Annotated in this window: 23 protein-coding genes; 10 read left to right on the top strand and 13 right to left on the bottom strand. The window is 72.1% G+C overall.

Annotated features, from left to right (window positions below; translation table 11 throughout):
• Positions 1-25: 25 nt before the first annotated feature.
• A complete protein-coding gene (locus HHX33_RS21235) occupies positions 26-973 on the top strand; it encodes a threonine ammonia-lyase (protein ID WP_182876145.1) in 948 nt (315 codons plus the stop codon).
• A gap of 103 nt (positions 974-1,076) precedes the next feature.
• Here the strand turns inward: HHX33_RS21235 and HHX33_RS21230 are convergent, their stop codons facing one another.
• Positions 1,077-1,829 carry a hypothetical protein gene (locus HHX33_RS21230; protein WP_182876144.1) on the bottom strand — a complete coding sequence of 251 codons (753 nt, stop codon included), beginning with the start codon at positions 1,827-1,829 and terminating at the stop codon, positions 1,077-1,079.
• 29 nt (positions 1,830-1,858) lie between these two features.
• Positions 1,859-3,688, bottom strand: a complete 1,830-nt coding sequence (locus HHX33_RS21225; protein WP_182876143.1) for a substrate-binding and VWA domain-containing protein — start codon at positions 3,686-3,688, stop codon at positions 1,859-1,861.
• 402 nt (positions 3,689-4,090) lie between these two features.
• Between HHX33_RS21225 and HHX33_RS21220 the strand changes: the two genes are divergently transcribed.
• Complete coding sequence (locus HHX33_RS21220; protein WP_182876142.1) at positions 4,091-5,455, top strand: cellulose binding domain-containing protein; 1,365 nt, start codon at positions 4,091-4,093, stop codon at positions 5,453-5,455.
• A 323-nt stretch (positions 5,456-5,778) separates the two neighbouring features.
• Entirely contained in the window at positions 5,779-7,020 is a 1,242-nt protein-coding gene (locus tag HHX33_RS21215) for a pectate lyase (protein WP_259402702.1), read from the top strand.
• Positions 7,021-7,201: 181 nt separating this feature from the next.
• On the opposite strand, the gene HHX33_RS21210 is transcribed toward HHX33_RS21215, so the two are convergent.
• Positions 7,202-8,554 carry a M20/M25/M40 family metallo-hydrolase gene (locus HHX33_RS21210; protein ID WP_182876140.1) on the bottom strand — a complete coding sequence of 451 codons (1,353 nt, stop codon included), beginning with the start codon at positions 8,552-8,554 and terminating at the stop codon, positions 7,202-7,204.
• A 248-nt stretch (positions 8,555-8,802) separates the two neighbouring features.
• Here HHX33_RS21210 and HHX33_RS21205 point away from each other — a divergent pair, with 248 nt between their 5' ends.
• Together HHX33_RS21205 and ald are read left to right on the top strand one after the other, a co-directional pair.
• Complete coding sequence (locus tag HHX33_RS21205; protein WP_182876139.1) at positions 8,803-10,185, top strand: aspartate aminotransferase family protein; 1,383 nt, start codon at positions 8,803-8,805, stop codon at positions 10,183-10,185.
• Positions 10,186-10,252: 67 nt separating this feature from the next.
• On the top strand, positions 10,253-11,368 hold the full coding sequence (gene ald, locus HHX33_RS21200) for an alanine dehydrogenase (RefSeq protein WP_182876138.1): 1,116 nt from the start codon (positions 10,253-10,255) through the stop codon (positions 11,366-11,368).
• A gap of 32 nt (positions 11,369-11,400) precedes the next feature.
• On the opposite strand, the gene HHX33_RS21195 is transcribed toward ald, so the two are convergent.
• From HHX33_RS21195 to HHX33_RS21180, 4 genes are all read right to left on the bottom strand, one after another.
• Positions 11,401-12,852: a tetratricopeptide repeat protein gene (locus HHX33_RS21195; protein ID WP_182876137.1), complete on the bottom strand. Its 1,452-nt coding sequence runs from the start codon at positions 12,850-12,852 to the stop codon at positions 11,401-11,403.
• A gap of 39 nt (positions 12,853-12,891) precedes the next feature.
• On the bottom strand, positions 12,892-14,031 hold the full coding sequence (locus HHX33_RS21190; protein ID WP_182876136.1) for a sulfite exporter TauE/SafE family protein: 1,140 nt from the start codon (positions 14,029-14,031) through the stop codon (positions 12,892-12,894).
• A gap of 2 nt (positions 14,032-14,033) precedes the next feature.
• Positions 14,034-14,234: a hypothetical protein gene (locus HHX33_RS37305; protein WP_167521623.1), complete on the bottom strand. Its 201-nt coding sequence runs from the start codon at positions 14,232-14,234 to the stop codon at positions 14,034-14,036.
• Between the two features lie 212 nt (positions 14,235-14,446).
• Positions 14,447-15,349, bottom strand: a complete 903-nt coding sequence (locus tag HHX33_RS21180) for a MurR/RpiR family transcriptional regulator (protein ID WP_310737979.1) — start codon at positions 15,347-15,349, stop codon at positions 14,447-14,449.
• A gap of 238 nt (positions 15,350-15,587) precedes the next feature.
• Between HHX33_RS21180 and HHX33_RS36290 the strand changes: the two genes are divergently transcribed.
• Positions 15,588-17,039, top strand: coding sequence for an anhydro-N-acetylmuramic acid kinase (locus HHX33_RS36290; protein WP_310741462.1), 1,452 nt, complete (start codon positions 15,588-15,590; stop codon positions 17,037-17,039).
• A gap of 20 nt (positions 17,040-17,059) precedes the next feature.
• Here the strand turns inward: HHX33_RS36290 and HHX33_RS21165 are convergent, their stop codons facing one another.
• Genes HHX33_RS21165 through HHX33_RS21155 form a run of 3 tightly spaced genes read right to left on the bottom strand, consistent with a single transcriptional unit; the run spans position 17,060 to position 19,867 of the window.
• Positions 17,060-17,965, bottom strand: coding sequence for a MerR family transcriptional regulator (locus HHX33_RS21165; protein ID WP_182876134.1), 906 nt, complete (start codon positions 17,963-17,965; stop codon positions 17,060-17,062).
• Positions 17,966-18,008: 43 nt separating this feature from the next.
• Positions 18,009-18,674: a response regulator transcription factor gene (locus HHX33_RS21160; RefSeq protein WP_182876133.1), complete on the bottom strand. Its 666-nt coding sequence runs from the start codon at positions 18,672-18,674 to the stop codon at positions 18,009-18,011.
• Positions 18,671-19,867 carry a sensor histidine kinase gene (locus tag HHX33_RS21155; RefSeq protein ID WP_310741461.1) on the bottom strand — a complete coding sequence of 399 codons (1,197 nt, stop codon included), beginning with the start codon at positions 19,865-19,867 and terminating at the stop codon, positions 18,671-18,673. The genes HHX33_RS21160 and HHX33_RS21155 overlap by 4 nt, the downstream gene beginning before the upstream one ends.
• A 171-nt stretch (positions 19,868-20,038) precedes the next feature.
• Here HHX33_RS21155 and ggt point away from each other — a divergent pair, with 171 nt between their 5' ends.
• Positions 20,039-21,820, top strand: a complete 1,782-nt coding sequence (ggt, locus tag HHX33_RS21150) for a gamma-glutamyltransferase (protein ID WP_182876132.1) — start codon at positions 20,039-20,041, stop codon at positions 21,818-21,820.
• A gap of 85 nt (positions 21,821-21,905) precedes the next feature.
• Here ggt and HHX33_RS21145 read toward each other — a convergent pair whose 3' ends face one another.
• Positions 21,906-22,079, bottom strand: a complete 174-nt coding sequence (locus HHX33_RS21145) for a hypothetical protein (protein ID WP_165900670.1) — start codon at positions 22,077-22,079, stop codon at positions 21,906-21,908.
• A gap of 158 nt (positions 22,080-22,237) precedes the next feature.
• On the opposite strand from HHX33_RS21145, the gene HHX33_RS21140 reads away from it, so the two are divergent.
• A complete protein-coding gene (locus HHX33_RS21140; RefSeq protein ID WP_138462640.1) occupies positions 22,238-23,035 on the top strand; it encodes an SURF1 family protein in 798 nt (265 codons plus the stop codon).
• A gap of 56 nt (positions 23,036-23,091) precedes the next feature.
• Positions 23,092-23,436 carry a DUF3817 domain-containing protein gene (locus HHX33_RS21135; RefSeq protein ID WP_225311071.1) on the top strand — a complete coding sequence of 115 codons (345 nt, stop codon included), beginning with the start codon at positions 23,092-23,094 and terminating at the stop codon, positions 23,434-23,436.
• A gap of 64 nt (positions 23,437-23,500) precedes the next feature.
• Here the strand turns inward: HHX33_RS21135 and HHX33_RS21130 are convergent, their stop codons facing one another.
• Both HHX33_RS21130 and HHX33_RS21125 read right to left on the bottom strand, forming a co-directional pair.
• Positions 23,501-23,695, bottom strand: a complete 195-nt coding sequence (locus HHX33_RS21130; protein WP_111700734.1) for a hypothetical protein — start codon at positions 23,693-23,695, stop codon at positions 23,501-23,503.
• Between the two features lie 98 nt (positions 23,696-23,793).
• Positions 23,794-24,387: a hemerythrin domain-containing protein gene (locus tag HHX33_RS21125; RefSeq protein ID WP_259402700.1), complete on the bottom strand. Its 594-nt coding sequence runs from the start codon at positions 24,385-24,387 to the stop codon at positions 23,794-23,796.
• A 270-nt stretch (positions 24,388-24,657) separates the two neighbouring features.
• On the opposite strand from HHX33_RS21125, the gene HHX33_RS21120 reads away from it, so the two are divergent.
• Positions 24,658-25,347 carry a response regulator transcription factor gene (locus HHX33_RS21120; protein WP_111700733.1) on the top strand — a complete coding sequence of 230 codons (690 nt, stop codon included), beginning with the start codon at positions 24,658-24,660 and terminating at the stop codon, positions 25,345-25,347.
• The last annotated feature ends 13 nt before the right edge of the window (positions 25,348-25,360 follow it).

Genomic DNA, 25,360 nt, shown 5'->3' with positions numbered 1-25,360 from the left:
CGGGCCGTGGGCCACGCTGGTACGCATGACAGGCATTCGCGACATTCTGGACGCCAGGCGGCTCATCGCCCCCCAGCTCCCCGAGACGCCCATGTGGTCCTATCCGGTGCTCAACGCGGCGGTCGGCGCGGAGGTGTACGTCAAGCACGAGAACGTGCAGCCCACCGGAGCGTTCAAGGTGCGCGGCGGCATCACGCTGCTGGCCCGGATGGCCGACCGCGGTCGCGGGGTCGTCACGTACTCCACCGGCAACCACGCCCAGTCGATCGCGTACGCGTCCCGCCTGTACGGCGTGCCCTGCGCGGTGCTGATGCCGGACAACCCGAACCCGGCCAAGGTGGCGGCGGTCGAGGCGCTCGGGGCGACCGTCGAGGTCCGGGGCGCGACGATGGTGGAGACCGCCGGACACGCCCGCGATCTCGCCGAGCGCACCGGGCGCAGGCTGATCGGCCCGGCCGACGAGCCGGACATCATCGCCGGGGTCGGCACGCTCTACGCCGAGATGTTCGCCGCCCGGCCGGACCTGGACGCGGTGTTCGTGCCCGTGGGCAGCGGCACCGGAGCCGCGGCGGCGTGCCTGGCCGCGGCCGCGCTCGCGCCCGGCTGCCGGGTGATCGCCGTCCAGTCGGCGCAGGCCCCCGCCGCGCACGACTCGTGGCGGCTGAACGCCCTGGTGAACCGGCCGGTCAAGACCGTCGTGGAGGGCCTGGCCACGGGCTCGGCGTTCGCGACGCCCCAGGCCGTGATGCGGGACCGGCTGGACGATTTCGTCCTGGTCGGCGACGACGAGATCCTGCGGGCCCAGCGGATGCTGCTGGGCGAGGCCCACACGCTCGCCGAGGGAGCGGGAGCGGCCGCCCTGGCCGGGCTGCTGGCCCGGCGCGAGGAGTTCGCCGGGCGGCGGGTCGCCGTCGTCTGCACGGGCGGCAACGCGGGCCCGAAGGAACTCGCCCGCCTCCTCGCCGTCCTCTGAGTCGCCCTTCGCGCCGTCCTCTGAGTCGCCCTTCGCGCCGTCCTCTGAGTCGCCCTTCGCGCCGCCCTCTGTGCCGCCCTTCGCGCCGCCCTTTGGGCCTCCGTCAGGGGCCGAGGTCGCGGCGGGTCGCCTCCTCGACCTCGTGCAGGCTCTGCCGGGTGAGTTCGAGCTCGGTCGTCAGGTCGTGCAGCGCCTGGCCGCCGCCGTCCGCGCCGCCGGAGGTCGCGGTCATGGCGGAGATCTCGACGGCCCGCGCGACCAGACCCTCCAGGCTGATGGCGCCGGACTCCAGCCGGGCCAGCACCCGCTCCCGTGCGCCCGAGAGCCGGCCGTACACCTCACGCTGCGCGTCCAGCGCGGCGATCGACCGGTCGAGCTCGCCCGCGACCTCCTGACGTGCCGTACGGCGGGCCTGCGTGAGCCGGGCGCGTTCCTGGTCGAGGAAGCGGGGGTCGAAACGGGCGAGGGCGGACCCGGTGACGGAGGCGTGCCCGGCCAGCCGCCGCAACGTGCCGACCGTGTCGTCCACCTGCGGGCGCATGTCCGCGATCCGGTCGAGCAGGATCTGCCCGCGCATCGAGCCGGCCAGGTCGGCGAACGACCCGGCGGCGCGCTCGGCCCGCCGCAGCCAGGCCTCCTCCGCGCTGCCGCGTGCGACCGGCGGCTCCTGCGGTTCGGGGCGGCTCTCGTCTCCCGTGGACTGCCACGCGGAGGCGAAGGCCTTGGTGAGCCACACCGCCACGCCGGCGACGGCCGCCCCCGCCGGATGGACGTCGACCGCCCAGGCCGCGCCGGCGGCCGTGGCGCCCAGGAGCAGCGCCCATGGGTCGCGCAGTTCCTCGGTGAAGCGGGACAAGAGGGCTCCCGGTCAGAAGTCGGAGATCGTCAGAAGTTGGAGATGACGGCGGTGAACACCTGGTCGATGCTCACGGGCTTGCGGGAATCGTAGGCCGCCGCGTCGGTGCTCTGCGAGATGCGCCGCAGCACGTCGAGGTCGGCGTCCCCGCCGTACGCGATGGTGAACATGCGCACCGTGTCCTGGCCGGTCTCCTGACGCAGCTGCGGCAGCAGGTCGTCGAGGGAGATCGAGTTGTTGTCCTCGTTCTTGCCGTCGGTCAGGAACACGACCGCGTTGATGGCGTCGCCGCTCTGGTGCCGCAGCACCTCCTGGTACGACGCGAGAGCGGTGTCGTAAAGGCCCGTGCCGCCGCTGGGGATCAGGCCCTGGATGCGGCTCTTGAGGCGCGACTGGTTGTTCCTGCCCATGGGCACGAGCTCGCGGTAGTCCTTCTCGCCGTCCTGCTTGAGGGAGAACATCCACAGGCCGACGCGGTCGTTCGGGCCGAACTGCGGCAGCGCGTTGACCGCGGCCTGCTTCGCGAGGTCGAGCTTGGTCTTGCCGGTGCCGGCGACGTCGGCGCCCATCGAGCCGGAGACGTCCATCACCATCAGCACGTTGGCGGGCTTGCGCAGCTCCGCCCAGCTTCGCAGCATCCGGTCGAGCACCTGCGGGGTCGGAGTGCTCAGCGTGGTCGCCGGCTGCTTGGGGTCGAGGCCGTCGGCGGCCGTGATGTGGCCGGTCGGCCTGCCGTCGAACGACCGGAAGGCGTACTTCGCGAACTCCTTCTGCTGGTCGGACGCCTTCAGGTACTTCAGGAAGTCGGCCGCCGCGGCCTTCTTCGCCGCGTCCGCCCAGGACAGCACGGCGTACGGATGGTCGGAGAAGAGCGTGCCCTCCTTGGGATAGATCGCCACCAGCGGGACCTTAGGCTTCGCGTGGTCGCCGAGCGTCTTCGGGTCGCCGGTCGGGTTGCCCTGGTTGTAGTCCCACACCGACTTCTCCTCCACGGTCACCGCGGAGATGTAGGACATCGCCGTTCCCGCGTCGTCGGCGCGCTGGAGGTTCGTCAGGAAGGTCAGCGTGGTGTCGCCGTAGTGCACGATGGACCGCTCGACGCCCTTGACGAAGTCGCGCGCCTTCGCCCCGGTGACGTCCCGCTCCGTGAGGTCGCCCGACAGCCCGGTGGCGGCGAAGTAGGCCCCGACGGTCGCGTTGAGGCCCGAGGTGGAGAAGTTCGGGTTCGTCTTGCCGAGGCGGAACCGGCCCCACTCGGGATGGTCGTACTTCGCCCAGCCCTTCGGGTCGTCGGCGAGATCGAGGACGTCCGACCAGCCGATCTTCTTCGACGGCCAGCCGAGCGCCTGCGCCATCGGCTTGGGCATCGCGATGACCAGCGGTGACTTGGCGATCGTGGGGTTGTCGGCGGAGGCCGGCGACTGCCGGTCGCCGCCCTCGACGCGGTGCCGCAGGAGGGCGACCCACCCGGCGGACGCGGGCGTCCACACGTCCGGCTTCGGCCCGTCCTGCCGCGCGTTCCAGCCGCGCGCCAGCGCCTGCATCGCGTCACCGGACGCCTTGGAGCTCACCACGACGTCCACGCACCGGCCGTCCACCTCGTGGCCGCTGTAGCTTCTGGCCATCGTGCGGAGCAGTTCGGCCTTGTCGCTGGAGGCGGAGACGGTCAGGGTGATCCCGTCGTCCCCGCAGGCGCGTCCGGCCGAGTCGCCGCCCGCGTCGCCGCGGAAGGCTTTCCCGACGTCGGGCATCCCGCCGAACACCGTCTTCAGGCCGACGATGAGCGCTCCCGCCACGATGACCGCGACGATGAACGGGGCCACGCTGCGGCGGCGCTTCTGCTGCGGTGGGGGATACACGGATCTCCTTCATGTCAACGGGATACCGGTACTAATCCCGACGAACGGCGGATCACCTTAGTTGCCGATCATCTCGCCCCGCTAACACCGCGGTCATGTTCCCGTACGCGGCCGGCCGCGGCTTCGCGTCCCGAACCTGCAACTTTCAGGTGCGCGCTCCGGCCGATGAGGCCCCCTGTCAGGCAGTTCGCGGGATGCGGCCGTGGTGTCGAAGCGCTTCGTTGACCCGTCCCGTCCTCGTGGTTACGTTCACGCCACCACCACCCGTATGTAAACCGCATCCATGTAGCCGAACGAGGTCGCCGCCTGGGATCCGCGCGCCTCATCTCGGCGCTGCCTGCTCGAACGCCGGTCGGCTGGACCGGTGTCCTCATCATCCTTGGGTCGAAAGGGGACAGGAAGATGTCCGTACGCAGACATCACGCGGCGTTGCTTGGAGCGGTCACCGCGGTGGCCGCGGCCGCCGCCGGGCTCGTCGGGGTGACCTCCTCGGCGGCGAACGCCGCCTCGGGCTGCCGGGTCGACTACAAGGTCGCCTCGCAGTGGGACGGCGGGTTCGTCGCGGACATCGCGATCACCAACCTCGGCGACCCGCTGTCCAACTGGACCCTCGGCTGGTCTTTCGGGGCCGGCCAGACGGTCAGCAGCGGCTGGGGCGCCACGTACGCGCAGAGCGGCGCCGGTGTCACCGCGACGAACCTCTCCTACAACGGGTCGATCGGCACCGGTGGCAGCACCTCGATCGGCTTCCAGGGGACGTCGGGCTCGTCCAACCCCGTGCCCACCGCGTTCACGCTCAACGGAGTGTCCTGCACCGGCGGGGTCACCGGATCGCCGTCCGGCCAGCCCTCCCCGTCGCGTACCCCGTCACCCAGTCCCTCGCCCAGTCCGTCGCCCAGCCCGTCCCAGACCCCGGGCGGCAACGGCAGCGGCCTGGTCGGCTGGGCCACTCAGAACGGCGGAACCACCGGCGGCGGGAACGCCGGCACGGTCACGGTCAGCAGCGCCTCGGCCCTGACGAGCGCGATCCAGGGGACCACCGCCTCCGTGGTCCGGGTGTCCGGCACGATCTCGTGCTCGGGCATGCTCAGGGTGGGGTCGAACAAGACGATCGTCGGCGCCTCCGGGGCCACGATCGTCGGCTGCGGCCTGAACGTGTCGGAGGCCAAGAACGTGATCATCCGGAACCTGATCTTCCGGGACTGGAGCGACGACGCGATCAACGTGCAGTACTCGACCAACGTGTGGATCGACCACAACACGCTGTCACACGGCTACGACGGCGCCATCGACGTCAAGCGGGCCAGCGACTTCGTGACCGTGTCGTGGAACCGCCTCTTCAACCACGACAAGACGATGCTGCTCGGCCACAGCGACGACAACGGAGCGGAGGACCGCGGGCACCTTCGGGTGACCTACCACCACAACTGGTTCGACGGGACCACCCAGCGGCATCCGCGCGTGCGTTTCGGCAACCCGGTGCATGTCTTCAACAACTACTACAACCGCAACAGCGGGTACGGCGTCGCCTCCACCGAGGGGGCGGGTGTGCTGGTCGAGGGCAACTATTTCGAGAACGTGCAGGATCCCTACCACCGCGGTGAGGGGTCGTCGGCCCCGGGCAACCTCGTGGCGCGCAACAACTACCTGGTCGGCTCGGGCAGCGGGGACGCCGGCGGCAGCGTGGCCTCCATCCCCTACTCCTACTCCCTCGACACCCCGTCGAGCGTCAAGTCCGTCGTCACGGCCGGCGCCGGCGCGCGCTGAGCCCTCCCGCACACCGGCCGCCGTCGTGTCCACGACGGCGGCCGGTGGTCGTTGCGGGGGCGCGCCCGCCGGGAACGTCACACCGTGTTTCATGAAACTTTCACCGCGACGGCCGCGGCACTTCGGCTCTCACCTGGTCGGACCCGCGGGTGGCCGGAGCAGACGGTGAGATGCCCGGTGCGGTGCATTGACCCGTATCCGCGTGCTCCGTAACGTGAAGTCAGTTCCGATTCATGAATGTAGTTCACATTCATGAATTCCTCGTGGGACCAGGATTCATCCCCTCGGTCAGGGGTCCTGCACGACACGCAAGGAGCTCGGCCTTGAGAAGGAGCACCAGAAACGCAGCCGGGGTGGCCGGCGCCGTCGCCGGGATCGTCGCCCTGGTCGGCGGTGTGTTCACCGGCGTCTCCAACGCCGCGCCGACCACCGGCGCCTACCGCATCGTCAACGGCGCCGGCGGCCTGTGCCTCACCGTCCCCGGCAGCAGCGGCTCCGACGGCGTACAACTCACCGTCTCCGCCTGCACCGGCACGACCAACCAGACCTGGACCCTGTCGGCCCAGGGCAGCGGCGTCCGCCTCACCGCCGGCAACAGCGGCAAATGCGCCGGCGTCACCGGCGCCTCCACCTCCGCCGGCAAAGCCGTCCAGCAGGAAACCTGCACCGGCGCCTCCTCCCAGACCTGGGAACTCACCGCCTCCGGAGCCAACTACCGGGTAATCAACGCCAACAGCGACAAATGCCTCAACACCGCCGACAACTCCACCGCCTCCGGCGCCCTCGTCCAGCAGAACTCCTGCGACTCGGTCGCCACCAAACAGTGGACCCTCCAGCCCACCGGCTCCACCCCGACGAGCAACCCGACGCCGCCGTCCGGCTGGCCGAGCGCGAACGGATCGCAGGCGGTCACCAGCACGATCAGCGTCTCCGGCACCATGGACGGCAACCTGCGGCGCTACTACGCGGGCGGCGCCATGGGTGACGGCGGGCAGAGCGAGAGCCAGAAGCCCATCTTCGAGCTGGCCAACGGCGCGACGCTCAAGAACGTGATCATCGGTTCTCCCGGCGCCGACGGCGTCCACTGCCTGGGCAGCTGCACCCTGCAGAACGTCTGGTGGGAGGACGTCGGCGAGGACGCCGCGACCCTGCTGGGCAGCTCGTCGTCGCAGGTCATGACCATCGACGGCGGTGGGGCGAGGAGCGCCTCCGACAAGGTGTTCCAGCACAACGGGCCGGGCACCATGGTCATCAGGAACTTCCAGGTGGACAACTTCGGCAAGCTCTACCGCGCCTGCGGCAACTGCACGAACTCCTACCAGCGGCACGTGCAGATGTCGAACATCGTGGCGACCTACCCCGGTAAGGCGCTCGCGGGCATCAACACCAACTGGGGCGACACCGCGCGCTTCTCGAACATCACGATCAAGAACGACCCGAACCACAAGATGATCGTCTGCCTGAAGTACAAGGGCGTGCCCAAGGGCAGCGAGCCCACGGAGATCGGCAGCGGCGCCGACGGGACGAACTGCCTCTACAGCGCCTCCGACATCCACTACCAGTAGGACATTCCGGCACGTGCGAGGAGGCACGTGCGAGGGAAACGGAAGGCCCGGCGGCCCCCCTCAGCCGCCGGGCCCTCCCGCACCCGCGCTACCGACCGCGGTCAGGAAGCGCCGTGGTCGAGAAGCGCCGTGGTCAGGAAGCGCCGTGGTCAGGAAGCGCCGTGGTCGAGAAGCGACGTGGTCAGGAAGCGCCGTGCCAGCCGCCGTAGTCGGCGAGGAAGAGGGCCTCGGTGACGATGGTCCGCCGCAGCTCCTCCAGCACCAGCCGCTCGTTCGGGGCGTGGATCGAGGCGCCGTCGTCCTCCGCGCCGTACAGCAGGATCTCGGCCTGGGGGAACTGCCGGGCGAGGGCCGCGACCAGCGGGATCGACCCGCCCTGGCCGACCTGCCGCGGCGGCCGTCCGAACGCCCGCTCCAGCGCCCGCTCGGCGGCGTTCATGGCCGGGCCGCCCGGTTCGATCTGGAACCCGGAGCCGGTGACGAAGTCGCCGAAGGAGACCTTGACGCCCCAGGGCGCGACCTTCTCCAGGAAGGCCATCACGTCGTCCAGCGCCTGCCTGGCGCTCCCGCTCGCCGGGATGCGGATCGTGACGCGGGCCCGGGCGACGGCCTGGACCGCGTTGATCGCGCCGCTCACGGTCGGCACGTCCAGCCCGGTCACCGTGATCGCGTACGACGCCCACAGGCGGTCGGCGAGTGAGCCGTCTCCGACGAGCGAGACGCCGTCGAGCACACCGGCGAGACCGCGGAACTCCTCCTCCGCCAGTGCCTCGCCGGGGAAGGCACCGGGCTCCAGGCCCGGCACGCGTACGACGCCGTTGTCGTCGTGCATCGCGCTCAGCATGCGCATGAGCGCGGCCAGCGCGTCGGGGGCGGCGCCGCCGAAGGCGCCGCTGTGCAGGGCCTCGGCGAGCGTGCGGACCTCGATCGTGAACGCGGCCATGCCCCGCAGCGAGGTCGTGAGGGCGGGGTCGCCCACCTCGGGGTTGCCGACGTCGGCGATGACCATGGCGTCCGCGCGCAGCAGTTCGGGGTTGGCCGCGACGAAGTCCTCCAGACGCTCCCCGGCGTACTCCTCCTGGCCCTCCACGATGACCTTCACGCCGACCGGGAACCGGCCGCCGAAGGCGCGCAGCGCGGCGACGTGCGTGATGACGCCGCTCTTGTCGTCGGCGACGCCACGGCCGTACACGGCTCCGTCGACGGTCGTGGGCTCGAAGGGCGGGGTGCGCCACAGGGCGAGGTCGCCCGAGGGCTGCACGTCGTAGTGCGCGTAGAGCAGCACGGTCGGGGCACCGTCGGGGGCGGGCGCCTCGGCGAACACGGCGGGGAAGCTGCCCTCGACCGGAATCTGCCTGACGTGGGGGAGACCGGCCGCGCGCAGCAGGCGCTCCACGAGCGCCGCGGCCTCCAGGACCGGGGCCTCAGAGTGGCCGGGGAACGCGACGGACGGGATGGCGACCAGGCGCTTGAGGTCCTCGACCGTCTGCGGCATGCCGGCTTCGACGGCGCGCTCGATCTCCTCAGGTGTCACGGCGTTCTCCCGATGTGCGTGGTTTCGGTCGTTACGGCCGACCGATGGACCCCATTTGACCACACGGCCCGCCGACCCTCCGCCGACGTCTCGACCGCCTCAATCTACCTTGACGGATTTCGTTGCCGTTACAACACGATGTCGCGGAATTCGAACTTCTTGCATAGTGAAGCCACGTAATCACTTGGCAAAACGCAGAAGCGGCGTGCACACTGTGGGCAGCACGGATCACTTCAGGGAAGGTTGCGATGACGCGCCCCGACGTTCTCAAGGCCGCACAGGACAATCTGTGGATGCACTTCACGCGCCACTCCTCCTACGAGGGAGGGGAGGTGCCCATGATCGTGCGGGGCGAGGGGGCCTACGTCTACGACATCCACGGCAAGCGCTACCTCGACGGCCTGGCCGGGCTGTTCGTGGTCCAGGTCGGGCACGGCCGCGCCGAGCTCGCCGAGGCCGCCGCACGGCAGGCCAAGGAGCTGGCGTTCTTCCCGCTGTGGTCGTACGCGCATCCCCAGGCCGCCGAGCTCGCCGCCCGGCTCGCCGAGCTCACTCCCGGCGACCTCAACCGGGTCTTCTTCACCACCGGCGGCGGCGAGGCCGTCGAGTCGGCCTGGAAGCTGGCGAAGCAGTACTTCAAGATCAAGGGCAAGCCGCTGAAGACCAAGGTCGTCAGCCGGTCCATCGCCTACCACGGCACCCCGCAGGGCGCGTTGTCGATCACCGGCATCCCGGCGCTCAAGCAGATCTTCGAGCCGCTGGTCCCCGGCGCGATCAAGGCCCCCAACACGAACCTCTACCGCGCCGACGAGATCTCCGGCTTCCCCGGCCTGGAGAAGGACCCCGAGGCGTTCGGCCGCTGGGCCGCCGACCAGGTCGGCAAGGCCATCGAGATGGAGGGCCCGGACACCGTGGCCGCCGTCTTCGTCGAGCCGGTGCAGAACGCCGGCGGCTGCTTCCCGCCGCCCCCCGGATACTTCCAGCGCCTGCGCGAGATCTGCGACACCCACGACGTGCTGCTCGTCTCGGACGAGGTGATCTGCGCCTTCGGCCGGCTGGGCACGATGTTCGGCGGCCAGAAGTTCGACTACGTGCCGGACATCATCACCTGCGCCAAGGGTCTGACCAGCGGTTACTCGCCCATCGGGGCGATGATCGTATCGGAGCGGCTGTTCGAGCCGTTCAAGCAGGGCTCCGAGACCTTCGCGCACGGCTACACCTTCGGCGGCCACCCGGTGTCGGCCGCCGTCGCCCTGGCCAACCTCGACATCTTCGAGCGGGACGGCCTGCTCGAACACGTCACGGCCAACGAGCCGGTGTTCAGGGCCACTCTCGACCGGCTGCGGGACCTGCCGATCGTCGGCGACGTCCGCGGCTCCGGCTTCTTCTACGGCATCGAGCTGGTCAAGGACAAGTCCACCAAGCAGACCTTCAACGCCGAGGAGTCGGAGCGCCTGCTGCGCGGCTTCCTCTCGAAGGCGCTCTTCGACGCCGGCCTGTACTGCCGGGCGGACGACCGCGGGGACCCGGTCGTGCAGCTCGCCCCGCCGCTGATCTGCGGCCCCAAGGAGTTCGACGAGATCGAGTCGATCCTCCGTTCGGTGCTCACCGAGGCGTGGGCCCGCCTTTAGACCATCAAGCTCGTTCGGCCGGGTAGGGGGCGACCGTGACGAGTGACCGCCTGAAAGGACGTATTCCATGAAGATCGGTGTGCCCGCCGAGGTCAAGAACCACGAATACCGCGTCGCCGCCACCCCGGCCGGCGTCCACGAGCTCGTCCGCCACGGGCACGAGGTCAGCGTCCAGCGCGGCGCCGGTCTCGGCTCCCACATCACCGACGAGGAGTACCTGTCGGCCGGCGCCAAGCTCGTCGAGGGCGCCGACGAGGTGTGGGCCGAGTCGGAGATGATCCTCAAGGTCAAGGAGCCGATCGAGGAGGAGTACCACCGGCTCCGCGCGGACCAGATCCTGTTCACGTACCTGCACCTGGCCGCCTCCCGGCCCTGCACCGACGCGCTGCTCGCGGCCGGCACCACGGCCGTCGCGTACGAGACGGTCCAGGCGGGTAACACGCTGCCGCTGCTGGCCCCGATGTCGGAGGTCGCCGGGCGGCTCGCCCCGCAGGTCGGCGCGTACAACCTGATGCGGTTCAACGGCGGGCGCGGCGTGCTCCCCGGCGGCGTGCCCGGCGTGGCCCCGGCCAAGGTCGTCGTGATCGGCGGCGGCGTCTCCGGCCTCAACGCGGCGCAGATCGCCGTCGGCATGGGCGCGGACGTGACGATTCTCGACATCAACATCGACCGCCTCCGCTTCATCGACGCCATCTACCAGGGCCGGCTGAAGACGCTGGTCTCCACGCAGTACGCCGTCGAGCGGGCCGTGCTGGAGGCCGACCTGGTCATCGGCGCGGTGCTCATCCCGGGCGCGAAGGCCCCGACGCTCGTGTCCAACGAGCTCGTCTCCCGCATGAAGCCTGGCTCCGTGCTCGTCGACATCGCGATCGACCAGGGCGGATGCTTCGAGGACTCGCGGCCGACCACTCACGACGACCCGACGTTCCGCGTGCACGAATCGGTCTTCTACTGTGTCGCGAACATGCCGGGCTCGGTGGCCAACACCTCCACCTTCGCGCTCACCAACGCGACCCTGCCCTACGTCGTCAAGCTCGCCGACAAGGGCTGGCGGGACGCGCTGCGCGGCGACGAGGCGCTCGCGCTGGGCCTCAACACCCACGCCGGGGTGCTGACCAACGAGCCGGTCGCGGTCGCCCACGGCCTGTCGTACACGCCGGTCCCGGAGGTCATCGCCGCCTGACCGGAGTGCCGGGCGCGGCCGGGAAGTGGAGGTCAGCGCAGCCCGAAGTGGCCGCGCAGGTCCCGCGCGGTGCCGAGGACGTGCTCGACCTCGGCGGGAGTGGGCCACGGAGCCGTGCCGGGCCGCATCAGTGTGGCGCGCACCAGGCCGAGATGCTCGATGGCGGCCAAGTGCAGCCCGCTCATCCGGGCGAGCAACTCCACCATGCCACCCACCACACCACCCGCCGCGCTGCCGGTGTGGCCCTCCGTCAGGCCGCGGCTGAGCGACTCGCGGGCGACCAGGTCCCAGGTGCCCAGGATCTCGACCAGGGCGGCGGGCTCGGCCGCGGCGTCGCCGCGCCTGCGCGCCGCCGCCACCGCCAGCTCGGCCCGCGCCGCCTGGTCCGGTTCCGCCGGGCGGGTCCAGTACGGCGGGGGCGGGTCCAGCAGGCAGCCCTCGGTCTCCACGCAGCCGCCGGTGAGGGGCAGCACCTTCCGCAGCTCCGCCTGGGCGGCCTGGTGCCCGCGTTCGGCCGCCCGCCGGAACCAGTGACGCGCGCCCTTCAGGTCGTTGTGCTCGGAGACGAGCAGCGACCCGAACCGGTACGCCGCCTCCGGGTCGTCCGCCGCGGACCGCCCGAACCAGTGCGCCGCCGAGAGGCGGTCGTCCAGCCGCAGGCAGACCAGCCCGGCCATCCGGGGTGCCTCCTGGCTGCCCGTGTGCGCGGCCCGCTCGAAGCAGGCGAGCGCCGTGCGCAGGTCGCCGCGGGTGAGCGCGAGATCGCCCAGCCGGAAGGCGGCGCCGGGGTGGTCGGCCCGGGCGGCGAGCCGGTAGAACCCCTCCGCGCCCTTCTCGTCGCGGGCCGTGTGCAGGAGCAGGGCCAGGTGATAGGCCGCCTCCGCGTGGCCGCCGCGCGCCGCGTACTCCCACCAGTGCGACGCCTCGGCCTCGTCGCCCGCCGTGTAGCCGAGGAAGCCGAGGTCGTGGGCGGACCGCAGGTCGCCGTCCAGGGCGGCCCTGAAGTGCCAGCACCGGGCGCCCATGCCGTCGCCCTGGTCCTCGCACAGCAGGGCCAGCCGCCGGGCCGCGTGCCGGGAGCCGTTCTCGGCGGCCCGCTCGAACCACAGCCGCGCACCGGCCGTGTCGCCGCGCCGCTCCAGCAGTAACGAGGCGAGGTTGGTCGCGGCGTCCGCGTCTCCGGTGCCCGCGGCGGCCTCGAACCAGCCGACGGCCTCCTCGGTCGTGCCGTGCATCCGGTGCCAGAGCCCCAGGTTGTAGGCGCTGTCGACGTTGCCCGCCTGTGCCGCCCGTTCCCACCAGTGCCGGGCACCCAGCCGGTCGTCGCGCTCCGCGCACAGCCGGCCCAGCCGGTGCGCCGCCTCGCGGTCGCCGTCACGGGCTCTGCCGAGCAGATCGGCCTCGCTCGGTTCCAGGGGTCCGGGGATGCGCGAGACCGGTATCCCGATCGACGCGGTCGTCTCCGCTGCTCCCACTAGTGTCATGCCAGACAGGGTGACACGTAACCGGGACGTCACGGAGCGTTATCGGGAAGACGTTGACGTCAAGGGACGCTCGAACTCGATGAAGCCCACGTACATCCCCATCCCGCAGGCGTAGCGCAGCCGTCCCTCCGGCCGGGCGGGCAGGCGCACCGTACGCGCGCCTGTCACGGGGAGCACGACGTCGCGGCCGTCGACGGCGACGGCGCGGGTGCAGCCGCGGTCGCCGGAGGTCCTGAAGACGATCTCGACGGGCCGACCGGCGGTCGCGACGGCGACGCCCGGCCGGAAACCCCGGTCGGTCGCCCAGATCGTGAGCCGCTGGACCCCGTCCGCGCCGATCGACGCGCGGGCCGCCGCGGCGGCGGGGGACCCGATCTCCGGGAGCCAGCTCCCGAGCCGCAGCCCCGATCCGGCGGTGAACAGCCCGGCGGCCAGGGCCGCGACGCCCCCGAGGGCGGCGAGCCGGGTCGTGGCGAGCCCGCGCAGGAGCAGCCCGAGCGCGGCGAGGGCCGGAGCGGTGCCGAGGGCGAGCCCCGCGAGCACGGCGGCGCCGCCCGGCGCGGAGCCCGCCGAGACGGCCACGACCTCCAGGCTCACCGTGACCCCGCAGGGCATCAGGATCGTGGCCAGGCCGAGCCCGGCCGCCCGCGCCGTGCTCGCGTGTGCCGTGCTTGTCCGCGCCGTGCTTGTCCGCGCCGTGCTCGCGTGTGCCGTGCTCGCGTGTGTCGTGCTTGTCCGTGCCGTGCTCGCGTGTGCCGTGTCCTGCGTGTCTCCGTGCGAGCAGCCGAGGTGGCCGGGCGGCGCGGCCGCGCATCCGGCCCGGCCGCGCCGGGCGAGCATCCGTACGGCGAGGGCGGTCACCGCGATCCCGGCGGCGACCAGCAGGGCCGCCCGGGTCTGCGGGCCGAGCCGCACGGCCGAACCGGCCAGGCCCAACAGTGCCCCCAGGGCGGTGTGGGCGGCGAGCCGCCCGGTCAGGAACACCGCCACCGCGGGCAGCGCGTCCCGAACGTCCCAGGTGGTACGGCTGGCACGGCCGGTTCCGGCGGTTCCGGCGGTTCCGGGAGAGCCGGAGGAGACGAGGCCGATGAGAAGACCGCCCTGGACCGCGGCGCACGACGCCGTACCCGCGGCCAGACCGGCGACGAGACCCCCGGCGAACAGGGCGGCCGGGTTCACGGTCAGCCGGTGAGCGCCAGCTCGTCCAGCACGCCGGTCTTCGCGGCCTCGACGAGCGAACCGAGCTGGTCGAGACTCATCTCCACCCTCTGGCCGAAGTCGTCGGTGATCACGACACGGCGCTCGGCCGGGGCGGACACGTCCACGAACAGCTCGGGACAGCCACAACTGCAGTTGCCACAGAATCGGGCGATGGACTTCACGAGTCCTCCTCGTACGGCGGGGCCTTTGCTCGCAACGTAATGTGATCGAATGGACTCGGCCAGTAACAGTTCGCTGACCTGCCAGAGACAGGGCAGAGGCAGGGGAGAGACAACAGCACCATCGCCGGCCCTGATGGAGGGGCCGAGCGAGCGGACCGGGTGAGCCGGCCGGGTGGGCCGGCTGGGTGGGCCGGCCGGGTGACCGGAAGCGCTCAGGCCGTACGAGCGCGGCGGTGGGCGTCGCCGAGGTAGTCGTCGAGCGCGACGCGGGTCGCGCGGAGGGCGGCGTCCGAGGCGTCGAAGGTGCGCTGGGCGACGCCGACGAAGAGGCAGTCGACGATGAGCAGCTGGCTGATCCTGCTGGCGAGCGCGCCCGGGCGGAACGCCGACTCGCGCCCGGCCGAGATCAGGACGTGGCCGGCGAGCCCGGCCAGGGACGACCGCGGGTTGTTGGTGATCGCGACCACGGTCGCACCGGCCCGGCGGGCGGCCCGCATCGGGCCCAGCACGTCAGGGGTCTCGCCGGTGCAGCTCACCCCGACGGCGACGTCGCCCTCGCGCAGCAACGCGGCGCTGGTGAGCGCGAGATGCGCGTCGGTGAAGTGGTGGCCGGGCAGCCCTATGCGCAGCAGCTTCTGCACCATGTCCATGGCGACCAGGCCGGAGGCGCCGACCCCGTAGACGTCCACGCGGCGGGCGGCGGCGACGGCGTCCACCACCGAGGCGAGGTCGTCCGGGTCGAGCTGGGCCGCCGTGTCGGCGAGCGCCTGCGACTCGGCCCGCGTGACCTTCGCGATCACGTCGGTCAGCGGGTCGTCCGGGGAGAGGTCACCGGGGACGAGCCGTTCGGGGGTGTCCCTGGCCACGGCCGCCGCCAGGGCGAACCGCAGCTGCGAGTAGCCGGCGAAGCCCAGCGACCGCGCGGTCCGCACGATCGTCGCCTCGCTGATCCCCGAGATCGCGCTGACCTCGGTGATCGTGCTGCGGGCCACCGAGGCGGGGTCGTCGAGGATGAGGCGCGCGATCGTCTGGGCGGCGGGGGTGAGCGAGGGCAGCACCGCACGCACCGTCGCGATCGGGTTGACCGGCGCGGCGCCCTCGTTCTCGTTGGTCACGTCAGAGCCTCTCCTGTGCGCGATCAGCTTAGGACCCGCAGACTCACCCAGGCGCGACAACGGGAACCGGAAGCCCATATTTCGAGACAAGCCCGCCGTGACGGGCACGGGTGACGCGTCCGAGTGAAGACCTCCTGGGGCAGATTACACGGCCATGACGCTTTCTTTTATCGCCGCTGATTCGCAGGGAGGTTTCCGCCACGGCCTGGCCGGTACAGGACGTGCGGGAGGTGGGCAGGTGCGGGTGCTCGGGCTGATCTCCGGGACCTCCCACGACGGGATCGACACCGCGCTCGTCGACTGGGCTCTGACCGGCGACGTGTTCACCGGCGTTGTGGAGGGGGTCGTCGAGCACACCGGCACGATGCCGTACGCGCCCGAGTCGCGGGCCGCGATCCTGGCCGCGCTGCCGCCGCACACCACGGACATGGGCGCGGTCTGCCGGCTCGACACCCTGGTGGGCCGGGCGTTCGCCGAGGCGGCGGCGGGCTGCCCGCCCGCCGACCTCGTCTGCTCGCACGGGCAGACGTTGTACCACTGGGTGGAGGACGGCCGGGTGCGCGGCACGCTGCAGCTCGGCGAGGCCGCCTGGATCGCCGAACGGCTCGGCGTGCCGGTCGTGTCGGACCTGCGGGCCCGCGACGTGGCCGCGGGCGGGCAGGGCGCCCCGCTCGTGTCCGCCTTCGACCTGCCGCTGCTGGCCGGGCTGGCCGAGTCACCCGCGCAGGCCGATCCAGGCGAGTCACGCGAGCCGCGCGAGTCGGGCGAACGGTCCGGACCGGCGGGGCGGCTCGGCGCTTTGAACCTCGGCGGCATCGCCAACCTCACCGTGGCGGCCGGCGTGAGCCGGCACGACCACGCCGGGAACAGCGCAGGGAACCACGCCGAGAAGCATGCGGTGAGCCGGGACGCGGACAACGCCGAGGCCCATGCGGCGAACCGCACCGAGAACCACGCCGAGAGCCGGGACACGGACCATGCCGGGGACAGCGCAGGGAACCAGGCCGTGAGCCGGAACGCGGACCATGCCGAGGACTCCACCGGGTGGGCGCGGCCGCTCGCCTACGACACGGGACCGGCCTCGGCGCTCATGGACGCGGCCGTGCTCGCCGCCACCGGCAGGCCGTACGACGAGGACGGCCGGCTGGCGGCGGCGGGGCGGGTCCACGACGGACTGCTGGCCGAGTTGCTCGCCGAGCCGTACTACCACCGCACGCCGCCCAAGACGACGGGCAAGGAACTGTTCCACGCGGGGTACCTCGACCGGGTGGCCGGGCCGTACGGGCTCGGCCTGCCCGACCTGACGGCGACGCTGGCCGCGCTCACCGCCGAGACGGTCGCGGCGGAGATCCGGCGGCACCGGCTGGGCACGGTGGTCGTCTCCGGCGGCGGCACGCGCAACCCCGTCCTGATGCGGGAGTTGCGCGTGCGGTCCGGCGGAGTGCGGCTGCTGCCGAGCGACCGCCTCGGCGTGCCGCCGGACGCCAAGGAGGCCGTCGCGTTCTCCTATCTCGGCTGGCTGACCGCGCACGGCCTGCCGGGCACCGTGCCCGCGTGCACGGGCGCGTCGGGGCCGCGGGTGCTGGGCTCACTCACCCCCGGCCGCGGCCCCCTCCGCCTGCCCGCTCCGCTCGCCGCGCCGCCCCGGATCATCCGCATGCGGACAGGCGGGCGCCGTCCCACGCGCTGACGGCCCGGCCGGGGCCCGCCTCAGCGTGCGGCGCGCAGCGCCGCGATGAACCACTCGAACGCCGGCACCGCGGGCGCGAACGGCGGCCGGTCGTTGAGCACGCCGAGCAGCTGCCAGTAACGCTCCACCCGGCGGTCGGTGAACCTCTCCAGCGCGTCGGCGAGCCGCGCGCGCTCGTCGGCGGACAGGCCGGGGCCGACCAGCCGGTCGACGATCTGCCCGCCCTCCGCCGACTCCGGGTCGATCCCCTGGTCCAGGGCCCGCCCGGCCTCGGTCAGGATCGCCTGCGAGTCATGCGGCACCGAAGGTTCGGCAGGGCTGGTGGCCATCTGGCGCACCCGCTCCCGGAAGCCGGGGTCGGCGACCAGCCCGGCGAGCTCGATCCAGGCCTCCACCTGTTCGACGGTGGGCTCGTCCGGCAGCTCTTCGGGCAGCCCGCGCATCGACTGCGCGATCCCCGCGCCGGGCGCGGCGGGGTCGGTGCCGGCGAACACCTCCTCGACGAAGTCGTCGACGATCCGCCGCCGCTCTCGTGCGGACAGCCGGGACAGTTCGTGCATCAGTCTCATCTCCTCAGCGGTGCAGTGGCCTTCCGCGACCGACCGCATGACGGCGCGCCGGGCCTGGAGGACGCGGATCTCCGCGTCGAGCACGGCGACGTGCGTCCGCGCCACCTCCGTCAGGCCCGTCCGCCTGGTCACGACCCGCTCCACGGTGGGCAGGTCGAGCCCGAGGTCGCGCAGCGTACGCACCAGGTGCAGCCGGGCCACGGCCTGCGTGTCGTAGAGCCGGTAACCGCCCGCCGACCGGCCGGCCGCCGGGAGCACCCCGGCGTCCGACCAGAACCGGATCGTGCGAACCGGCACGCCGGTCAGGCGCGCCAGTTCCCCGATCGTGAGCGGATTCGACTCGCTGCGGTCGTTCACATCCACAGCCTGGACCCTCCAGTTGGTGGAGACTCAAGCCCTTTCACACGAGCCAGCCGGGCTTCACCAGACCCGACTCGTACGCGATGACGACGAGTTGCGCCCGGTCACGGGCGTGCAGTTTGGTCATCATGCGGCTGACGTGCGTCTTCGCCGTCGCGGGCGACATGTAGAGACGGGTGGCGATCTCGTCGTTCGTCATGCCGGCGCCCACGAGGGCGAGCACCTCCCGCTCCCGCTCGGTCAGCGGGGTGAGGCCGGTGGTGACGCCCGGTTCCTTGGCCCGGGCGGCGTACTCGGCGATGAGACGGCGTGTCACACCGGGGGACAGCAGCGCGTCGCCACCGGCCACCACCCTGACCGCCTGGATGAGCTCGGCCGGCTCGGTGTCCTTGACCAGGAAGCCGCTCGCGCCGCCGCGCAGCGCCTCGAAGACGTACTCGTCCAGTTCGAACGTCGTGAGCATGATGATCTTCACGTCGGCGAGACTTGGGTCGCCGGCGATGTGGCGGGTGGCGGTCAGGCCGTCCGTGCCGGGCATCCTGATGTCCATCAGCACCACGTCGGGGCGCAGGTCCCGGGTCAGCAGGACGGCCTGCTCGCCGTCGCCCGCCTCGCCCACGACGGTCATGCCCTCCTGTGCGTCGAGCAGGGCCCGGAACCCGGCCCGCACCAGGGCCTGGTCGTCGGCGAGCAGCACGCGGATCACTTCGGTTCCTCCGGTTCCGTGTACGGGGGCACTGATAGCAGGGGTGTCGGTGGCGTGGGTGCCGGCGGCAGGGGAAGGCGGGCCGCCACGCGGAAGCCGCCGCCCGGCCGGGGACCGGCCGACAGCGATCCGCCGAGCGCCGCCGCCCGCTCGCGCATGCCGGGGATGCCGTTGCCGCCCCCCAGCCCCGCCACCGCGCGCGCCGTCCCGGCGCCGTCGTCCTCGATCACCAGGCGCAGCTCCTCGGCGGCGTACGCGACGTTGATCGTCACGCGGGAGCCCGGCGCGTGCCGGGAGACGTTGGTGAGCGACTCCTGGACGATCCGGTAACCGGCCCGGTCGATGCCGGGGGGCAGCGGGCGCGGCTCCCCGGCGACCTCCACGGTCACGGGCAGGCCGCTGCCCGCGGCGAGGCCGTCGAGGTGGGCCATCCCGGCCGTGGGGGACCGCGGCGCGCCGTCCTTCAGCAGGCTGAGCACCCCGCGCATCTCGGTGAGCACGTCTCGCGACGCCTGCTTGATCGCGGTCAGCGCGGTGCGGGCCTGTTCCGGATGATCGTCCAGCAGGTGCAGCGCGGTGGACGCCTGCACGTGGATCAGCGAGATGTTGTGGGCGAGCACGTCGTGCAGCTCCTGGGCCATGGTCAGCCGTTCCTCGCTGGCCTGCCGTCTGGCCTCCTCGCGCGCCACCCGCCGGCGTTCGGCCAGGCGCTCGCGGCGCACCCGGTGCCACTCCGCGACGGTCAGCGTGAGCAGCAGGTACGCGGCCACCGCGGTGTGGTGGAAGAGCCCCGCCCGGTGGGGGATGAACCAGGTGGCGTAGGCGACCACGAACAGGAAGAACGCCCCCGACGCCGACCACGCCGCGCGGCGGTGCCCGTTCCCCACCGCGCTGACGATCACGATGATCGGGCTGAGGAACACCGGTCCGTACGCGTAGCCGAACAGCATGTAGACCGAGGTCGCGGTGAGCGTGACGACCAGCGCGACGACCGGGGCGCGGCGGCGCAGCGCGATGGCGCCCGGCCCGACCAGCAGCAACAGGCAGCCCCACCAGGTCAGCGGCACCCGACCGAGGTCCGGGTTGCGCAACTGCCAATACTGGGCGGCCACCGTCAGGAACACCTGGGCGATCCCGACGACGACCGGCAGAACGGGATCGACGCGGTGATACAAGTCGGAACGGGAGCGCACATCCGCACGCTAGGCCCTTCCCGCCGATGGTCGCATCCGACCGTGGCCGCATGGCCCCGTACGTCCGGGGGAGTAGCCGGGGCGGGCGTCCAAAAGTGGACATTCCCGCTTCGGTTTTACTCGAGTGAGTCATGCTGGAGTGATCGCTCACGTGGTGGAGGTGCCGGGCGCATGAGGAGTGTCGTCGTCACGTCGCTGGGAGTGCTCACGCTGGCGGGGCTGCTCGCCCCGCCCGCCCAGGCGGCTCCAGCCCCGCACGCGCCACCTCCCAAGGAGGTCAAACGGCCCGTCGCGGAGGGGTACGGCGGGGCGGTGGCCACCGTGGACCTGGACGCCAGCAAGGCCGCCCTCACGGTGCTGCGCCAGGGCGGCAACGCCATGGACGCGGCGGTGGCGGGAGCGGCCGCGCTCGGCGTGACCGAGCCCTACTCGGCCGGTCTCGCGGGCGGCGGCTTCCTTGTCTACTACGACGCGCGGCACCGGAAGGTGACCACGATCGACGGCCGCGAGACCGCCCCCCGGGCGATGACCTCGACGGCCCTGGAGGGCATCCCGTTCGCCGAGGCGGTCAGCAGCGGCCTGTCGGTGGGAGTGCCGGGCAGCGTCGCGCAGTGGGACCTGGCGCTGCGGAAGTACGGCACGATGTCGCTGCGGCAGGCGCTGCGTCCCGCGATCGAGATCGCGGACAGGGGCTTCGTCGTCGACCAGACGTTCTACGACCAGACCCAGCAGAACGCCGAACGGTTCGCCGACTTCACCTCGACCGCCGCGCTCTATCTGCCGGGCGGGCAGCCGCCGCCGGTCGGGTCGACCTTCCGCAACCCCGACCTCGCGCGCACCTACCGTGAGCTGGGCATCCGCGGCCCCGCCTGGCTGTACGGGGGTGACCTCGGCCGGGAGATCGTCGCCACGGTGAAGAAGCCGCCGGTGCGCGACGGCGCCACCCGGAACGTCCGGTCCGGGCTCATGGAGGTGGGCGATCTCAGGGCGTACCGCGCGCTCGAACGGCCGCCGACCAAGGTCACGTACAAGGGCCTGGACGTGTACGGCATGGCGCCGCCCTCCTCGGGCGGATCGACGGTGGGCGAGGCGCTCAACATCCTGGAGGCGCTGCCGAAGATCGGCCTGCACGAGTACCTGGAGGCCTCCCGGCTCGCCTTCGCCGACCGCAACGCCTACGTCGGCGACCCCGCGTACACGCGGGTGCCGCTCGGGGACCTGCTGTCGGACGGGTTCGCGAAGGAGCGCGCCTGCCTGATCGGCCCGCGGGCGATGCCGCACCCCGCCGCGCCCGGATCGCCCGACGGCTCCTACTCCGCCTGTCCAGCCGCCGCCCCCGCCGCCTCGGCGCCGGAGGAGAAGAAGGAGGGCCCGGAGACCACCCACCTCGTGGTGACCGACCGCTGGGGCGACGTGGCGGCCTACAACATCACGATCGAGCAGACCGGCGGCAGCGGGATCGTGGTGCCGGGACGCGGCATCCTGCTCAACAACGAGCTGACCGACTTCACCTTCGGCCCGGCGCCCGGCGACCCCAACCTGCCCGCTCCCGGCAAGCGCCCGAGGTCGTCCATGGCCCCCACGATCGTGCTCAAGGACGGCAGCCCGCTGCTCGCCGTCGGTTCGCCCGGCGGCGCCACGATCATCACGACCGTGCTGCAGATCCTGGTCAACCGGCTCGACTTCGGCATGTCCCTGCCCGACGCCGTGGCCGCGCCGCGCGCCTCCCAGCGCAACAGCGCCGCCACCCAGGCCGAGCCCGCGTTCACCCAGCGGTACGGCGCGGAACTGACGGCGCTCGGTCACACGCTGACGGACGTCCCCGGGCCCCCGGCGGGAGAGATCGGCGCGGCGACCGGCCTGGAGTTCCTCCGGAACGGCAGGGTCCAGGCCGTCGCCGAGCCCGCACGGCGGGGCGGAGGCAGCGCCCTCGTGGTCTCCACCCACCGCTGAACCAGCAGGCGACCGCGCCCGAGAGATCGCCCAGGCATGGTGAAGCCGCCGACGGGCGCGGTCGTCGGCGGCTGGTACAGGTATGTCAGCGAACCAGGAGGTACACCACTACGGCGAGGACGACGACGAGCGCCACGCCGACGGCGATCCACATCGGCAGGCGGGACGGCTGCTCCTTGGAGATCTCCGCGTCCTGCTGCTGAGCGAACACCCGGAAAGCCTGAGTGTTTCCGGCCGGGTCGATCTGAGGGTCGGACATGGCACGACTCTAGCGACACGTGCGGTCCCCTGGCCGCGATTTGTCGGATTTCGCGCTCTCCCGGTGCCGGAGCGCGGACGGACGGGCGTTCCCGCCGGTCGCCGGGCAACCACGGCGCGCGTGCGGGACCGCCGCGGGCGGCGGATAGCGTGGTAACCATGCTCCGCACCCTTCTGTCTCCCCGGCTGGTTGCCCTGCACCTGCTGGTCATCGGGGTGCTCGTGTCGTTCACGTTCCTCGGCCGCTGGCAGCTCGGCGTCTTCGAGTCGTCGGGCGCGCCGCGACGGGCCCCCGATCCCGCTCCGGTCGCCGTCACGCAACTGACCCAGGTCGGGCGGTACGTCGGCGTGGACGCCGTGGGCCGCAAGGTGACCGCGACGGGCGCCTACGACGCGGCGAACCAGCTCCTGGTGGCCGACCGGGTCGCCGACGTCGCCGCGCCCGGCGGGCGGGCCGCCCGGGGAGACGGATTCTGGCTGCTCACCCCGCTGCGGCTCGCGGACGGCACGGTCGTCCCGGTCGTACGCGGCTGGGTCTCCTCGGCCGGGGATCCCGCGACCGCTGTGCCGGAGGGCCCGGTCACGGTGAGCGGACGGCTGCGGCCCGCGGAGCAGACCGACGACGTGCAGCGCACCGGGCTGCTCCCGCGCGGCCAGGTGGCGACCGTGTCGACGGCGGAGCTGATCAACATGTGGCCCGACGCGCGGGTGCGGGACGGATTCGTCGTCGCCACCGCCCAGGAGCCGCCCTCCCGCGTGACGCCCGTGGCCGTGCCCGCCCCGACCATCGGCGGTGGCCTGACCTGGCGGAACCTCGCCTACGCGCTCCAGTGGTGGGTCTTCGCGTTGTTCGCCGTGTACATGTGGTTCCACTTCGTCCGCGACACCCTGCGCGGGCGGCGGCAGGAGCCGGCGACGCCGGAGTCCGCGGGGCCGGCCGCGCCCATGGAGGCCTGACGCGCCCCGCTCCGGGCCCTGGAACCGGAACCGGCGGCCGGCACGGATATCGTGTGGTGACCGTTTCCCCAGCAGAGGTGTTGATCGACGTGGAGTCCGCGCTCAACTTCTACCGCGTCATGGCGTACGTCGTCGGCGTCATGCTGCTCGTGCTCTGTGTCGGCATGGTCGTCAAGTACGGCTTCGACAACGGCACGATGGTCGCGGTGGTCGGGCCGATCCACGGCTTCCTCTACATGGTCTACCTGGTGGCCGCGATCAACCTGGGCCTGATCAAGGCGCGCTGGTCGATCGGCTACCTGCTGCTCGTGCTCGTGTCGGGCACGATCCCGTTCCTGTCCTTCGTGCTGGAGCGCAGCGTCACCGAGCGCGTCCGCAGGACGATCGCCGCCACCTCGTGAGAGCGTGAAAGGTCCCGGCCGCATCCCGTACGGGGAGCGGCCGGGACCTTCCTGCGCCGGGGCCTCAGCCGCCGATCTGACGCCGCCGGATGCGCCGCAGGCGCGTCCGCTGTGACTCGTCGAGCATGAAGTAGGCGGCGACCGGGGCACCCAGCACGCCGAGCGTGATCAGCCAGGCCAGGATCGTCGGCACCGGCAGGATGAACACCAGCACGGCCACCACCGCCGCGCCCACGTAGTACTTGCCCAGTGGCGACATCGTCAGGCCTTTCGTGTGGATCCCCAGTGGGGGATCGTCCGCGTCGCCAGGACAACGCCCGGGGCGGGCGGCGAGTTCCGCACGTCCCGGCGGGGAGCTCAGCCCTCGCCGGACTCGGGCTTGCCCATCGCCTTGCGGATCAGGTCGCGGGCGCGATCCATGATCGCGAGTGGGGTGCCCATCAGGATGTTCTCGGTCGGTGAGGTGACCCCAGGGTGCGGGTGCGTGGGTGCGATGGCCTCCGCGGCCTTGACCCCCACGGCCATCGCCCTGCGCTGGCCCTCGGACGTGCACGCCTTCAGTTCGGAGAACTCATAGCGCTCCTCGGCGGCGGCGTGCGCGAACACGGCGGCCCTGAGCCTCTCCAGCTCCTGGGTGAACCCCGGCGCCGTCGCGTCCATCTCGTCGAGACGGCTGAGCAGTTCCTTCGCCTCTTCCTCCTCCTGCAGCCGGTTGTCCACGATCGCGTCCCCGCCGACCAGCTTGCGCCGGGCGAAGGGGTGGACGATCTCCTCCTCCGCCGTCTCATGTACGGCGAGCAGCCGGGCGAGACGGCTGAAGGCCTCCTTGCGCTCCTTCCCACGGCATCTGTCCACCTCGTCGAACAGCTCCCGGATGAGGGCGTGCTGCTGGATCAGGAGATCGATCACGTCGTTCTCCCGCATGGTCTCCGGCCTTGACTGGCGGTCCATAGCGCCTCCTTCCTGGTCATATCCGGGCTACCCGGAACCGGGACCCGAAACCACGACCGGCGGAATCGGCGCGGACGCCGCCGCAGGTCACGGGGGTACGGGCACCTCACCACGCCCGCCCGCCGCGGCGTGATGGGCCGCAAGGAGGACCCGCAGAGGTGCGCCGCAGGTGATCGCGGTGTGCGCCGCAGGGGATCCGCGGTGTGCGCTGCACGGGATCTGCACAGTCGCGGACGGCGCTTCTGCACAGGCGGGTCCTACGCTTCGTGCATGGCCTTCCCCCAGCAACGCCGTGTGCTCGTGGTCGAGGACGACCAGACCATCGCGAACGCCGTACGCCTCAGGCTCCTCGCGGAGGGCTTCGACGTGCGGGTGGCGGGCGACGGCGAGGGGGCGCTCGCGGCCTACGCCAAGGCCGAGCCCGACCTGGTGGTCCTCGACCGGCTGCTGCCCGGCCTGGACGGCCTGGAGGTCTGCCGCAGGATGCAGGCCGCCCGCCCGGTGCCGGTGCTCATGCTGACCGCGCTCGGTGAGGAGACCGACGTGCTGGTCGGCCTCGGCGTGGGCGCCGACGACTACATCACCAAGCCTTTCAGCATGCGGGAACTCGTCGCCCGCATCCACGCGCTGCTGCGACGGGTTGAGCGGGCCGGTTTGCTGGCCCAGGAGGAGACGGTGATCCGGATCGGCGACGTCGAGATCAACACCGCCGAGCGCCGCGTGTTCGTGCGCGGGACCGAGGCGCAGCTCACCCGGACCGAGTTCGACCTGCTGCGGCGCCTCGCCGAGCGTCCCGGCCAGGTCTTCGAGCGGGAGCGGCTGCTCTCGGACATCTGGGGCTTCTCCGAGGCCGCCGCGACCCGGACCGTGGACAGCCACATCCGCGCCCTGCGGCGCAAGCTCGGGTCCGAGGTCGTCCGCACCGTTCACGGCGTCGGTTACGCGCTCGTCCGTCCGTGACGCGCGCCGCGAA

It is taken from the genome of Microbispora sp. H10670, assembly GCF_014161385.1.
Taxonomy (GTDB): domain Bacteria; phylum Actinomycetota; class Actinomycetes; order Streptosporangiales; family Streptosporangiaceae; genus Microbispora; species Microbispora triticiradicis.
This window is presented reverse-complemented; position numbering and strand designations above follow the sequence as displayed.

Bases quoted from the DNA above. Each gene is read 5' to 3' on its own strand.
- HHX33_RS21235 (WP_182876145.1), top strand. From the start codon at position 26: ATGACAGGCATTCGCGACATTCTGGACGCCAGGCGGCTCATCGCCCCC.
- HHX33_RS21220 (WP_182876142.1), top strand. From the start codon at position 4,091: ATGTCCGTACGCAGACATCACGCGGCGTTGCTTGGAGCGGTCACCGCG.
- HHX33_RS21205 (WP_182876139.1), top strand. From the start codon at position 8,803: ATGACGCGCCCCGACGTTCTCAAGGCCGCACAGGACAATCTGTGGATG.
- ald (WP_182876138.1), top strand. From the start codon at position 10,253: ATGAAGATCGGTGTGCCCGCCGAGGTCAAGAACCACGAATACCGCGTC.
- HHX33_RS21195 (WP_182876137.1), bottom strand. From the start codon at position 12,852: ATGACACTAGTGGGAGCAGCGGAGACGACCGCGTCGATCGGGATACCG.
- ggt (WP_182876132.1), top strand. From the start codon at position 20,039: ATGAGGAGTGTCGTCGTCACGTCGCTGGGAGTGCTCACGCTGGCGGGG.
- HHX33_RS21145 (WP_165900670.1), bottom strand. From the start codon at position 22,079: ATGTCCGACCCTCAGATCGACCCGGCCGGAAACACTCAGGCTTTCCGG.
- HHX33_RS21140 (WP_138462640.1), top strand. From the start codon at position 22,238: ATGCTCCGCACCCTTCTGTCTCCCCGGCTGGTTGCCCTGCACCTGCTG.
- HHX33_RS21130 (WP_111700734.1), bottom strand. From the start codon at position 23,695: ATGTCGCCACTGGGCAAGTACTACGTGGGCGCGGCGGTGGTGGCCGTG.
- HHX33_RS21125 (WP_259402700.1), bottom strand. From the start codon at position 24,387: ATGGACCGCCAGTCAAGGCCGGAGACCATGCGGGAGAACGACGTGATC.
- HHX33_RS21120 (WP_111700733.1), top strand. From the start codon at position 24,658: ATGGCCTTCCCCCAGCAACGCCGTGTGCTCGTGGTCGAGGACGACCAG.